Here is a 13,118-nt window from a genome sequence, read left to right on the forward strand (position 1 = left end):
CGCCCGGACGTCCCGTACAACGGCGTACGGAACTGAACGCGGCGCCTGCCCGTCCCCGACCGGACGATTCGGCAGGCGCCGCGGTGCGTTCCGGGCCTGTCGGGCGGCCTTCGACCGGAAGGCCGCCCGACAGGCCCTCAGCCCGCCAGCGCGGAGTTCTTGAGCACCACCAGCAGCACCAGCACCGCGAGCAGCACCACGCACGCGGCGGTCTGGAACGCGGTACGCCGGTTCGCCGGGGCGTAGGCGTACGCGAGGGTCACGATGCCGCCGGTCAGCAGCCCGCCCAGATGGCCCTGCCAGGAGGCGAACCCGGCCGAGATCACCATCCAGAGCAGGAACATCGCCATGAACCGGTTGACCGGCGCCATGTCCCGGCCCAGCCGCAGATTGATGACGTAGAAGGCCGCGCCGAGGCCGAAGATCGCGCCCGAGGCGCCCACCGTCAGGTCGGACGGCGCGATCAGATGGACCAGCACCGAACCGCCCAGCGCGGACAGCAGATACAGCGCGAGGTAGCGGGCCCGGCCCAGCTGCTGCTCGACGACCCGGCCCAGGTTCCACAGCGCGTACATGTTGAAGACGATGTGCAGGATCCCGAACGGCAGCGCCCCCAGGGTCGCCCCGGTCGGCGGCAGGTGCAGGAAGGACCCGGTCAGCAGCCGGTACCACTCGCCGCCGGCCACCCCGATCACGTCGAAGCCGGGGACGGAGCCGACCCCGGGCTGGTAGATGTAGTGCTCCTTGTCCGGGCCCACCAGCTCGGCCCCCAGCATCGCGAACCGGTCGAGGATCCCCGGCCGGACCACCTCGCCCAGGTAGGCGAGGATGTTCAGCCCCATCAGGACGTACGTGACGATCGGCACCGCGGACCGGGGCACCGCGCCCCCGAAGACCGTGCGTGCCTGCCGGACCGACCGCTGCCCCTCCTTCACGCACTCCACGCAGTGGTGGCCGACGGCGGCCTCCCGCATGCAGTCGGGGCATATGAAGCGCTCGCAGCGGACGCAGCTGACATAGGTCTCGTACGACGGATGGCGGTAACAGGTGGTGGCTGCGGCCTCCACGACGGGCTCCTTCGGTAGGGCGGACACGAACGGCCGGTGGGGCGGCGGCGGATCAGGACACGGCGGATCGGGGCGCGGCGATCAAGATAGCGAACGCCGTACGGAGGGCCGGAAGGCCGGGGGCGCGGGAACGGGCGGAGAATGGCCGGGTGCCTACCAAGAAGAAGCCCCGGGCTACCCCCTCACCCGAACGGCGGAGCGAACTGCTCGCCACCGCGGCGGAGGTCTTCGCCGCGCAGGGATACAACGCCACCACCGTCCGCAAGATCGCGGACGCGGCCGGGATGCTCGCGGGCAGCCTCTACTACCACTTCGATTCCAAGGAATCGATGATCGACGAGATCCTCTCGACCTTCCTCGACGAGCTCTGGGAGGGGTACGACGCGGTGCTCGACGCCGGGCTGCCGCCCAGGGCGACCATCGAGGCACTGGTCACCGAGTCCTTCCGGGAGATCGACCGGCACCGGGCCGCCGTCGCCATCTACCAGAAGGAGGCCCGGCACCTCGCCGCCCAGCCGCGCTTCGGCTACCTCGTGGAGTCCCAGCGGAGATTCGAGAAGGCCTGGCTCGGCACGCTGGAGCGCGGCGTCGCCGACCGCAGCTTCCGCGCCGACCTCGACATCCGGCTCACCTACCGCTTCGTCCGCGACACCGTCTGGGTGGCGGCCTCCTGGTACCGGCCGGGCGGGCTGCACAGCCCCGAGGAGATCGCCCGCCAGTACCTCTCGATGGTCCTGGACGGCATCGCCCTGGACCCCGCCCCGCCGGAGGGCTGACCCGGCGCGCCACGCCGCGCGTCCCCGTCACGGTTCGCCGGAACGTGCTACGGTGGGGGCGTTGCAGTTTTGGTACCCATGAACTTTTGGTGCGCCTGACGGGAATGCTTCGTCAGGCGCATTATTGTTTTCCGGCTTTCTCCGGATGGGGCTCAATGCGGCGACTCGGAATTCGTAAAGTGCGGAATTCCGGCACTGCACCTCGTAAGGAGAACAACATGGCCACCGGAACCGTGAAGTGGTTCAACTCTGAAAAGGGCTACGGCTTCATCGAGCAGGACGGCGGCGGCGCCGACGTCTTCGCCCACTACTCCAACATCGCGACCCAGGGCTTCCGCGAGCTCGTCGAGGGCCAGAAGGTCAGCTTCGACGTCACGCAGGGCCAGAAGGGCCCGCAGGCGGAGAACATCGTCCCGGCCTGATCAGCCGCCGGACGCGTACCTCGCAGCCGGGGCCCGCACCACGAAGGTGCGGGCCCCGGCTTGTGCTGTCCCGGGGCCCCTACCGGGCCGAACCGCCGGTACCGGCACCCCCAGCAGTCCCACGCAGTTCCGAGGAAATCCACCGGACACCCCGGAACTCCTCAGGAATCCCCCAGGAGGGCAATTCCGTATGACCCGCTCCGAACGCCCGGACCGGCCCGCCCGCACCCGCTCGTCGAGGGGGCGCGGCACGGCCCCGGACAGGGCGACCGCCAAGGGTTCCGGCAAGGGATCCGGCAAGGCGTCGTCCCGTCGCAGGGCCACACCGCCGCAGGGCGAGTTCGCCCTTCCGGAGACCGTGACCCCCGCCCTGCCCGCCGTGGAGGCGTTCGCCGAGCTGGACATGGACGAAGCCCTGCTGAAGACCCTCGCCGCGCAGGGCGTCACCGAGCCGTTCCCGATCCAGGGCGCCACCCTGCCGAACTCGCTGGCCGGCCGGGACATCCTCGGCCGGGGCCGCACCGGCTCCGGCAAGACCCTCGCCTTCGGCCTCGCGCTGCTGGCCCGCACCGCCGGGCGGCGTGCCGAGCCCAAGGCCCCGCTGGCCCTCGTCCTCGTCCCCACCCGTGAGCTGGCCCAGCAGGTCACCGACGCGCTGACGCCGTACGCGGCCGCCCTGCGGCTGCGGCTGACCACGGTCGTCGGCGGCATGTCGATCACCCGGCAGTCCGCCGCGCTGCGCCGGGGCGCCGAGGTGCTCGTCGCCACGCCCGGCCGGCTGAAGGACCTCATCGAGCGGGGCGACTGCGAGCTGGACCGGGTCGCGATCACCGTTCTCGACGAGGCCGACCAGATGGCCGACATGGGCTTCATGCCGCAGGTCGTCGGGTTGCTGAAGCAGGTCGAGCCGGGCGGTCAGCGGATGCTGTTCTCGGCCACGCTCGACAAGAACATCGACCGGCTGGTCACGATGTTCCTGACCGACCCGGTCGTGCACTCCGTGGACCCGTCCGCCGGTGCGGTCACCACCATGGAGCACCACGTCCTGCACGTGGCCGACGCGACCGACAAGAAGGCCGTGGCCGTCCGGATCGCCGCCCGGGACGGCCGGGTGATCATGTTCGTGGACACCAAGCGCGGTGCCGACCGGTTCGCCAAGCGGCTGCTGGCCAGCGGCGTACGGGCCGCGGCGCTGCACGGCGGGCGTTCCCAGCCGCAGCGCAACCGGACCCTGGACCAGTTCAAGAACGGCCAGGTCACCGCGTTGGTGGCGACGAACGTGGCGGCCCGCGGCATCCACGTCGACGATCTCGACCTGGTCGTGAACGTGGACCCGCCGACCGACCACAAGGACTATCTGCACCGGGGCGGGCGCACCGCCCGCGCGGGGGAGTCCGGCAGTGTCGTCACCCTGGTGCTGCCCGAGGAGAAGCGGGACATGGCCCGGCTGATGGCGGACGCGGGCATCGCCCCGCGGACCACCCGGGTCAGCTCCGGCGACGAGGAGCTCGTCCGGATCACCGGCGCCCGCGAGCCGTCCGGCGTCGCGGTCGTCGTCGAGGTCCCGCAGCCGACCCCGCCCAAGCAGCGCACCCGCTCCGGCGGCGGACGCGGCCGGCGCGGCGGCGGAGGACAGGGCGGCGGCGAGGCCCGTGGCACCGGCGGGGCGACCCGTACGAACGGCACCGGCGGCGCGACCCGCGCGAACGGCTCGGGCGGGGCTTCCCGCACGGCGGGCGCGGGCGGCGGCCGCGGAGCCGGTTCCGGCGGCGGCCGACCCGCGGGTTCCGGCGGCGGCCGGGGCCGGGGCGGGGCGCGTCCGCAGGGCGCCGGACGCTCCGGCCAGGGACGCGGCGGCCGGGCCGCGTAGCCCGGGCCCCGGGGGCGGTCCCAGGGCGTGTTCCGGGAGTGGCGCCGTCCGCCCGGAGGGCGGCACTCCCGGGACGCGCCCTACGTGTCGCAGTCCAGGACCGTCCCGCACAGCCCGCACCGGGCCCTGACCCGGCCGCGCACCGGGAGGCGGAGGCGCTGGTGGCAGACCGGGCAGCCGAAGGAGACCCGCAGCGCGTCCGGCGCCCCCTCGAAGGCGTACGGGGCGTCCGGCGCCCCGGGCGTGCCCGGCCGCTCCCGGGCCTGGCGCCGGGCCTTCGCGTAGCGGCGGCGGTCCGGTCCGCCCGCCGCCGCGAGCGGGGGCCGGCGGAGGTCCCGCAGCGCCCGGTCCCGCCCGGTGCGGAACGCCTCGTACGCCTGCGGGCTGGTGAACCACGGCGACGGGTCCTCGTCGAAGGCCGACGCCCGCTGGGCGAGGACGTAGCCGAACTCCTCCGGGGTGAGGTAGCCGAGCTTCTGGCTGGAGACCGCGTCCTCGCGGAAGGCGTCGAGCAGCAGCCAGCCGGCGCCCAGGTAGGCGGCCGCGGTGTCGGTGAGGATCTCGTTGTCCCGGGTGCCGGGGAACGCCAGGCCGAGCCGGTGCAGCAGCACATGGGTGATCTCGTGGGAGAGCGCGGCGCCGATGTCCCCGCGATGGGTGCGGAACCGGTCGTTGAGTTCGACGAAGTACTCCGGTCCGGCGGCCAGTTCGACCTCGGCGGCATGCTCCATCGTGCGGAACGAGACGATCATCCGGGCGTCCGGCAGCCGGAGGTGCCGGGCGACCGACCGGGCCACCCGCTGGGTGCCGAGGTGGAGGTTCTCCCCGTCGAGGAGGGTGGTGTCGGCGGCGGTGAGGCTCGTGGCGTAGGAGCGGACGCCGTCGTACGAGAGCCGCCGGTACAGCGCGGTGATCGCGGACCGGACCGTCGTGAGATGCGGGAATCCATGGACCACCGGGCTGCGGATGGTCCGGTGGCTGCCGTCCGTCATGTCCCCCCGTTCCCGAGGATCGGCCGGTCGTACCGGCCGGATTCCACTGTAGCGGCAGGGGTGCGGGCGATCTTGGCCGGAAAGTGATCCTTGTGAAGCCCATGATCATTTCCTGATAATCCCAAGCGTGCCTTTGTCGGGTCCATGACCAGGGCGTGGTGTCGTACCGCGCCCTCCCGGTCGGGACCCGGCCCGGGCACGGGCACTCCCCACAAGCGCACCCCCACAAGCACCCCCCACCTGGCACACCCCCCACGAAAGAAGGCAGTTCCGTGAAACAGCTTCTGCGTGCCGTGAAGAGATGTTCCGTCATAGCCGCCGTCGTCCTCGCCGGCTTCAGCCTCCAGCCCGCCGGCGCCTCCGCGGCCCCCCAGCCGGTCGTCGGCGGAACCCGCGCCGCCCAGGGCGAGTTCCCGTTCATGGTCCGGCTCTCGATGGGCTGCGGCGGCGCCCTCTACGCCAAGGACATCGTCCTCACCGCCGCGCACTGCGTGGACGGATCGGGCAACAACACCTCCATCACCGTCACCGGAGGGGTCGTCGACCTCCAGTCCGCCAGCGCGGTCAAGGTCAAGTCCACCAAGGTCCTCCAGGCCCCCGGCTACAACGGCGCGGGCAAGGACTGGGCGCTCATCAAGCTCGCCCAGCCCATCGACCAGCCGACCCTGAAGATCGCCACCACCACCGCGTACAACAACGGCACCTTCACCGTCGCCGGCTGGGGCGCGGCCACCGAGGGCGGCGCCCAGCAGCGCTACCTGCTGAAGGCCAACGTGCCCTTCGTCTCCGACGCCGACTGCCAGGCCGCCTACGGAGGCGATCTCGTCCCCGGCGACGAGATCTGCGCCGGACTCCTCTCCACCGGCGGCGTGGACACCTGCCAGGGCGACTCCGGCGGCCCCATGTTCCGCAAGGACAACGCCGGAGCCTGGATCCAGGTCGGCATCGTCAGCTGGGGCAACGGCTGCGCCCGGCCCGGCTACCCCGGCGTGTACAGCGAGGTCTCGACCTTCGCCGCCAACATCGCCTCGGCGGCGGCCACGCTCTGAGAGCCTGCCGGGTGACCTTCGGCCGATGGGCAGACGCGGCCCGGTGCGTGTGATTCCAAGGCGCCGGAATGTCCTTGCAGCGGAGCTGCTCGGACATTCCGGCAACGCCGGAAGCGCGCGTGCCAGGCCGCGTCCCCCCGGTCAGAGGTCGCCCGACAGGCTCTGAGTCACCCCCGAACCACCCCGGGGGCGTCCCTGAACGCGGGCGCCCCCGGGCCCAGCTCCACGAACGGGGCCCCCGCCTCCTCCACCTCCAGCACCCACACCTCGTTGCCGCCCTCCCGCAGCACCGGCCCCGGCACGTACAGCGTCCGCTGCGCGCCCACCGACCAGTAGCGGCCCAGGCAGAAGCCGTTCACCCAGACGAACCCCCGCGCCCAGCCCGGCAGTTCGATCCCCGCGTGCCCGACACCGGCCACCCCGTCGAGCTCGAACGTCCCCCGGAACAGCCCCGTCCCGTCGGACCGGCCGACCTCCTCGAACGCCACCCGCTCCACCGCCCCCGGCTCCTCGAACGCGTCCAGCCGCAGCGCCCGCGCCCGCACCCCGTGCAGATACTGCCGCTCGTGCCGCACCCCGCCCGTGATCCCCTTGGACTCACCGAGCCGCGGCCCGTAGTTGACCCGGCCCAGCGACTCCACCCACAGCTCGACCTCCGCGGGCCCCGCCACCGGCTCCGCCAGGACACTCTCCTCCGCCGTCAGCACCCCCGCCCGGACGCCGTCCACCCGGACCACGGCCCGGTCCCGGAGCCCCGTCACATCCAGCGCGTACGGCTGACGCGGACCCGGCACGGACACCCGGTAGCGCACCAGGCCCCGGTCCACGCCCAGCTCCTCGAAGGTCGGCGGCATCCCGGACGGCGCCCCCTCCTCGTCACCCAGCGCCTCCAGCACCGCATCCAGCGACGCCCACCCCGTCAGCCGCACCCGCACCGGCTCCGCCAGCCCGGCCGGCTCGGGCGGCAGCTCGGGCAGCGGCCCGTCCGCGTACGGGGCGAGCACCTCACGGAACATCCGGAACTTCTCCGTCGCCCGGCCGTACTCGTCGATCGGCGCGTCGTAGTCGTACGACGTCACCGTCGGCAGGAAGTCCTGGTCCTGGAGCGGGCCCGACCGGTTCGCCCCCGCCCACCCGGCGAAGTTCGTCCCCCCGTGGGCCATGTAGAGGTTCACCGACGCCCCGCACTCCAGGATCTCCCGCAGCGCCTCGGTGGCCGGCCGGGGATCGCGCTCCATCGGCCCGGCACCCCAGTGCTCGAACCAGCCGCACCAGAACTCCATGCACATCAGCGGCCCCTTCGGCTGATGGCGGCGCAGCACCTCGAAGGCCTCCCGTGCCCCCGAACCGAAGTTCGCCGTGGCCAGCAGCCCCGGCACGGAACCGCCCGTGAGCATGTGGTCCTCCGGCCCGTCGGAGGTGAACAGGGGAACGGTCAGGCCCCGCTCGCGCAGCATCCCGGCCACCCGCCGCAGGTAGACCCGGTCGGAGCCGAAACTCCCGTACTCGTTCTCCGCCTGGACCATGATCACCGTGCCGCCGCGCCCGATCTGGCGCTGCACCACCTGCGGCAGCAGCGCCGTGAACCAGCGCTCCACCGCCTCCAGGTACCCCTCGTCACGGGAGCGCACCCGCCGCCCGAACCGCCCCGTCACCCAGACCGGCAGACCACCGTTCTCCCACTCGGCGCAGATGTACGGACCCGGGCGGACGATCGCCCACAGCCCGGCCCGCTGCGCCGCGTCCAGGAACCGGCCGAGCGCGCCCACGTCCCGGAACCGGCCCGGCCGCGGCTCGTGCAGATTCCACGGCACGTACGTCTCCACGCAGTTCAGGCCCATGGCGCGGAGCATCGACAGCCGGTGGTCCCACTGCGCCTCGTGCACCCGGAAGTAGTGCAGGGCCCCCGAAAGCAGCCGTACGGGCTTCCCGTCGAGCCGGAAGTGGTCGTCCCCCACGGTGAAGTCAGCCATCGTGCTCGTAACTCTCCTGTGCGCGCGGCCCCCCGTGCACCGCGCACCCGGGGCGTGCGGCGGCACGCACCACGGAGCGGGCGGACCCGGGAGGAATGGTGCCTCCACCCTCGCCCTCTGGCGCCCGGCCGGTCCATGGACAAAGATCACTACTGTTTGGACGCAAATGTTCAGACCCGTGCCCGACCCGGCGCGGAAGTGGTCGAAGGAGGAGCGAGGGCGGCCGATGTACCACACCTGGATGCGGTTCTTCACCCCCAGCCCGCTCCACCACCGGCTGGGCCTGGTCTGCCTGGGAGTCGGGCTCCAGCACGGCACCCTGCCCACCGTCGGCCCGCGCACCCTCGACCACCACGTGGCCGTCGTCGTCCACTCCGGCAGCGGCTGGTTCACCGGGGCCGACGGCCGCCGGGTCCCCGTCACCGCACCCAGCCTGATCTGGCTCACCCCCGGCACCCCGCACCACTACGGCGCCGACCCCGACACCGGCTGGGACGAGAGCTTCGTCGACTTCACCGGCCCCGCCACCGCCACCTACACCGAACTCGGCTACATCGAGCCCGACCGGCCGCTCGTCCCGCTCGCCGACACGGCCGCACCGCGCGCCGCGATCAGCCGGATCGTCCGCGCCGCCCGCCGGGGCAACCCGCTCCTGGAGGTGGAGACCGGAGCCGCCGTCCACGAACTGCTCGTCGCCCTGCGCCGGGCCCGCGCCGACGTCAGCCCGGACGGCGACCCCGTCCTGCAGGCCCTCGCCCGTGACGCCTTCCAGCCGTTGTCGGTCGCCGAGCACGCCGCCCGGCACGGCATGACCACCGCCGAACTGCGGACGGCGGTACGACGGGGCGCCGGACGCAGCCCCAAGGACTACCTCCTCGGCATCCGGCTCGGCCGCGCCAAGGAACTCCTCGCCGCCACCGACCTGCCGGTCGCCGCCGTCGCCCGCCGCGTCGGCTACGACGACCCCGCCTACTTCTCCCGGCTCTTCGCCCGCCGGGTCGGCACCGCCCCCGTCCGCTTCCGCGAACAGCAGGGACACGCCGTCCCCGGCGGCTGGAGCGACCGGATTCCGGACTCGGAGCACCCACCGACGATCATCCCGCCCGGCCCGGCCGTCTAAGCTCGCTGACCATGACGACCAGGGACATCGACGAGTCCGTGAACGCCGAACTGAACCGGCTGCGCGAGAGCATCGACAACATCGACGCCGCTGTGGTCCACATGCTCGCCGAGCGCTTCAAGTGCACCCAGCAGGTCGGCCACCTCAAGGCCGCCCACCACCTGCCCCCCGCCGACCCGGCCCGCGAGAGCCGGCAGATCGCCCGGCTGCGACAGCTCGCGGAGAGCGCACACCTCGACCCGGCCTTCGCCGAGAAGCTCCTCAACTTCATCGTCGCGGAGGTCATCCGCCACCACGAACGGATCGCGGAGGAATCCGCCACCGCCACCGAACACTGAACACACCCTCCGACGACCGGCCGGACAACACCGGTCAACCGCCCGAGGACACCCGCCGGCCACCCCCGGGCCCATCCGCCCGGCACCGCCCGCGCCGCACCGACCGCACCACCCCCGCGGCCAGCAACAACCCGAACCCCGTCGCCAGCACCACGATCGCGGCACCCGCCGACTCGTTCACATGACCACCCTGGCCCACCGGCTCGGGCGCCCCGCCGCCCGCCCACTCCGGCAGGACCAGCAACCCCACCCCCACCAGGGCCAGGAGCACCCACCCCACGCTCCCGCGGCGCGCGGACCGCACCGACACCAGCGCGCCCACCGCCAGCAGCACCGCACACCCCAGCGCCGGAAGCACCGTGTACCCCAGCCACTCCGACAGCAACGGCCGCCAGTACCACTCCGCGGCAGGCCTCGGCCCGTCGTAGTAGTACAGCGTCCGCGGCCGGGGCCCGCCCAGGAAGTCCCGCAACGTCCCCGGCACCACCCCGCCCACCAGCCCACCACCGAACACCAGCCCCGCGAACCGGCCGGGCCGACCCCCGTCGGCCCGGCCGATCCGCACCGCCACCACCGCCGCACAACCCGCCAGCAACCCCAGGAACACCCCCTTCACCGCCCCATAACCGACCGGCGTCCAGGCACTCCACGGATAGTTCTCCAACCGCGCCGCCCGCCACATCCCGACGAGACACCACACCAGGGCCCCCGCCGCCACCCCGCACGGCACCACCCCCACCACCCGCCACCGCCCACCCCGACACCCCGCCACCCCTCCAGCCACTTCCCGACCCCCACACCTCTCCCGAACCACCCGCCCCAGGACGGGACGCCTCCCACACCCCGCACGGTTGCGGACACCCGCCCCGCCCCCCCTCGCTCAGCCGTGGGAGAACCCGCCCACGCACCGCCCACCGCGTACGGCAGCATGGACACATGTCCGTACTGACGCGCGACGAAGCGCAGACCCGAGCCCAGTTCCTCGACGTGCACCACTACACGATCGACCTCGACCTGACCGCGGGGGAGGAGACCTTCGACTCCCGCACCGTCATCCAGTTCACCGCGGCCACCACCGGCGACACCTTCGTCGAACTCAAGCCCGCCACCCTGCGCTCGATCAGCCTCGACGGACACCCCCTCGACCCCGCCGACCTCGTCGAGAACCGCTTCCCCCTCACCGACCTCACCCCCGGCGCCCACGAACTGCGCGTCGACGCCGCCATGCGCTACTCCCGCACCGGCGAAGGCATGCACCGCTTCACCGACCCGGCCGACGGCGAGACCTACGCCTACACCCAGCTCTTCATGGACGACGTCCAACGCGTCTTCGCCGCGTTCGACCAGCCCGACCTCAAATCCGTCTTCACCCTCGCCGTCACCGCCCCCGAAGGCTGGACCGTCCTCGGCAACGGCATCGCCGACCACCGCGGCCAGGGCCGCTGGGAAATCGCCACCACCCCCCTCATCTCCACCTACCTCGTCGCAGTCGCCGCCGGCCCCTGGCACTCCGTCACCACCGAGCACGCCGGACTGCCCTTCGGCATCCACTGCCGCCGCTCCCTCGCCCCCCACCTCGACGCCGACGCCGACGAGATCCTCGACATCACCCGGGCCTGCTTCGACCGCTTCCACGAGAAGTTCGACGAGCCCTACCCCTTCGACTCCTACGACCAGGCCTTCGTCCCCGAATTCAACGCCGGCGCCATGGAGAACCCCGGCCTCGTAACCTTCCGCGACGAATTCGTCTACCGCTCCGCCGTCACCGACACCGAACGCCAGACCCGCGGCATGGTCATCGCCCACGAAATGGCCCACATGTGGTTCGGCGACCTCGTCACCCTCGCCTGGTGGGACGACATCTGGCTCAACGAGTCCTTCGCCGAATACATGGGCTACCAGACCCTCGCCGAAGCCACCCGCTTCACCGACACCTGGGTCGACTTCGGCGTCATCCGCAAGGGCTGGGGATACGACGCCGACCAGCGCCCCTCCACCCACCCCGTCGCCCCCGACCCCGACGCCGTCCCCGACACCGCCTCCGCACTCCTCAACTTCGACGGCATCTCCTACGCCAAGGGCGCCTCCGCCCTGCGCCAACTCGTCGCCTGGCTCGGCGAGAAGGACTTCCTCGCCGGCATCAACACCCACTTCGCCCGCCACAAGTTCGCCAACGCCACCCTCGCCGACTTCGTCGACAACCTCGCCTCCGCCACCGACCGCGACGTCCACGCCTGGGCCGACGCCTGGCTGCGCACCACCGGCGCCGACACCCTCACCTCACAGATCGAGGAGACCGACGGCACCTGGACCCTCACCGTCGACCGCGACGGCAGCCGCCCCCACCGCATCGCCGTCGGCGCCTACGACCGCACCCCCGACCCCCACACCGGTGCCGACACACTCACCCTGCGCGAACGCTTCGAGACCGACGTCCCGCACACCGGCACCCCCGAAACCCGCCCCGGCCACCGCCCCACCCTCCTCGTCCTCAACGACGGAGACCTCACCTACGCCAAGATCCGCCTCGACCCCCACTCCTGGGACACCGCCCTCACCAACCTCTCCAGCATCCCCGACGCCCTCACCCGCGCCGTCCTCTGGAACACCGCCCGCGACATGGTCCGCGACGGGCAACTCGCCCCCACCGCCTACCTCGAAGCCGCCCGCACCCACCTCCCGCACGAGACCGACCTCGCCCTCGCCCAAGGCGTCCTCTCCTTCGCGGGCCTCCACATCATCCGCCAGTACCTCACCCCCGAACAGCACCCCGCAGGCCTCGCCACCCTCACCGCCCTCTGCCGCGACCTCATCCGCCGCACCGAGGACGGCCACAACCCCGGCCTCCGCCTCGTCGCCGTACGCCACCTCATCGACGCCGCCACCCAGCCCGACACCATCCAGGACTGGCTCACCAACGGCACCGTCCCCGGCGGACCCGAACTCGACCCCGAACTCCGCTGGCGCATCCTCACCCGCCTCGCCATCCTCGGCGCCACCGACGAGGCCACCATCGCCGCCGAACTCGAACAGGACCCCAGCGCCCCCGGACAGGAAGGCGCCGCCCGCTGCCGCGCCGCCCTCCCCACCCCCGAGGCCAAGGAAGCCGCCTGGCAAGCCCTCTTCCACGACGACACCCTCTCCAACTACCTCTTCGCCGCCACCGCCCAAGGCTTCTGGCAACCCGAACAGGCCGACCTCGTACGCCCCTACACCACCCGCTTCTACCCCGACGCCACCGCACTCGCCACCCGCCGCGGCAACGCCATCGCCGAAGCCGCCGGAACCCACGCCTTCCCCATCCCCATCGTCGAAACCGACCACCTCCACCTCGGCGAACAGACCCTGAACAACAGCGACCTCACCCCCGCCCTCCGCCGCAAGCTCACCGACCGCATCGACGACCTGCGCCGCGCCCTCGCCGTACGCGAAGCACACTGACCCACCCCGCACCACCCGTGCCCGGCGCCCCCACCACAAGGCGCCGGGCACAGCCATATCCACCCCCACC

Annotated in this window: 11 protein-coding genes; 7 read left to right on the plus strand and 4 right to left on the minus strand. The window is 72.5% G+C overall.

Annotation, left to right across the window (positions count from 1 at the left end):
• Positions 1–137: 137 nt before the first annotated feature.
• Positions 138–1,067, minus strand: a complete 930-nt coding sequence (locus ACIQGQ_RS15640; protein WP_402395567.1) for a rhomboid family intramembrane serine protease — start codon at positions 1,065–1,067, stop codon at positions 138–140.
• Between the two features lie 149 nt (positions 1,068–1,216).
• Here ACIQGQ_RS15640 and ACIQGQ_RS15645 point away from each other — a divergent pair, with 149 nt between their 5' ends.
• The 3 genes from ACIQGQ_RS15645 to ACIQGQ_RS15655 all read left to right on the plus strand — a co-directional run bounded on the left by ACIQGQ_RS15645 (position 1,217) and on the right by ACIQGQ_RS15655 (position 4,135).
• Positions 1,217–1,843 carry a TetR/AcrR family transcriptional regulator gene (locus tag ACIQGQ_RS15645; RefSeq protein ID WP_402395569.1) on the plus strand — a complete coding sequence of 209 codons (627 nt, stop codon included), beginning with the start codon at positions 1,217–1,219 and terminating at the stop codon, positions 1,841–1,843.
• 218 nt (positions 1,844–2,061) lie between these two features.
• Positions 2,062–2,265, plus strand: a complete 204-nt coding sequence (locus tag ACIQGQ_RS15650; protein WP_352274958.1) for a cold-shock protein — start codon at positions 2,062–2,064, stop codon at positions 2,263–2,265.
• 190 nt (positions 2,266–2,455) lie between these two features.
• A complete protein-coding gene (locus ACIQGQ_RS15655; protein ID WP_402395571.1) occupies positions 2,456–4,135 on the plus strand; it encodes a DEAD/DEAH box helicase in 1,680 nt (559 codons plus the stop codon).
• An 80-nt stretch (positions 4,136–4,215) separates the two neighbouring features.
• Here the strand turns inward: ACIQGQ_RS15655 and ACIQGQ_RS15660 are convergent, their stop codons facing one another.
• Entirely contained in the window at positions 4,216–5,127 is a 912-nt protein-coding gene (locus ACIQGQ_RS15660; RefSeq protein ID WP_402395574.1) for a hypothetical protein, read from the minus strand.
• A 272-nt stretch (positions 5,128–5,399) separates the two neighbouring features.
• On the opposite strand from ACIQGQ_RS15660, the gene ACIQGQ_RS15665 reads away from it, so the two are divergent.
• On the plus strand, positions 5,400–6,176 hold the full coding sequence (locus ACIQGQ_RS15665) for a S1 family peptidase (protein ID WP_402395577.1): 777 nt from the start codon (positions 5,400–5,402) through the stop codon (positions 6,174–6,176).
• 167 nt (positions 6,177–6,343) lie between these two features.
• On the opposite strand, the gene ACIQGQ_RS15670 is transcribed toward ACIQGQ_RS15665, so the two are convergent.
• The gene (locus tag ACIQGQ_RS15670; protein ID WP_402395580.1) at positions 6,344–8,149 is read right to left on the minus strand and encodes a beta-galactosidase; all 1,806 of its coding nucleotides are present in this window, start codon (positions 8,147–8,149) and stop codon (positions 6,344–6,346) included.
• Positions 8,150–8,375: 226 nt separating this feature from the next.
• Here ACIQGQ_RS15670 and ACIQGQ_RS15675 point away from each other — a divergent pair, with 226 nt between their 5' ends.
• On the plus strand, positions 8,376–9,269 hold the full coding sequence (locus ACIQGQ_RS15675) for a helix-turn-helix domain-containing protein (protein WP_402396031.1): 894 nt from the start codon (positions 8,376–8,378) through the stop codon (positions 9,267–9,269).
• A gap of 11 nt (positions 9,270–9,280) precedes the next feature.
• Positions 9,281–9,607, plus strand: a complete 327-nt coding sequence (locus ACIQGQ_RS15680) for a chorismate mutase (RefSeq protein ID WP_352274963.1) — start codon at positions 9,281–9,283, stop codon at positions 9,605–9,607.
• Positions 9,608–9,641: 34 nt separating this feature from the next.
• On the opposite strand, the gene ACIQGQ_RS15685 is transcribed toward ACIQGQ_RS15680, so the two are convergent.
• The gene (locus ACIQGQ_RS15685; RefSeq protein ID WP_402395583.1) at positions 9,642–10,346 is read right to left on the minus strand and encodes a hypothetical protein; all 705 of its coding nucleotides are present in this window, start codon (positions 10,344–10,346) and stop codon (positions 9,642–9,644) included.
• Between the two features lie 197 nt (positions 10,347–10,543).
• Here ACIQGQ_RS15685 and pepN point away from each other — a divergent pair, with 197 nt between their 5' ends.
• Positions 10,544–13,048, plus strand: coding sequence for an aminopeptidase N (gene pepN / locus ACIQGQ_RS15690; protein ID WP_402395586.1), 2,505 nt, complete (start codon positions 10,544–10,546; stop codon positions 13,046–13,048).
• Positions 13,049–13,118 lie beyond the last annotated feature (70 nt).

It is taken from the genome of Streptomyces sp. NPDC092952 (assembly GCF_044754785.1).
In the GTDB taxonomy this organism is placed as follows: domain Bacteria; phylum Actinomycetota; class Actinomycetes; order Streptomycetales; family Streptomycetaceae; genus Streptomyces.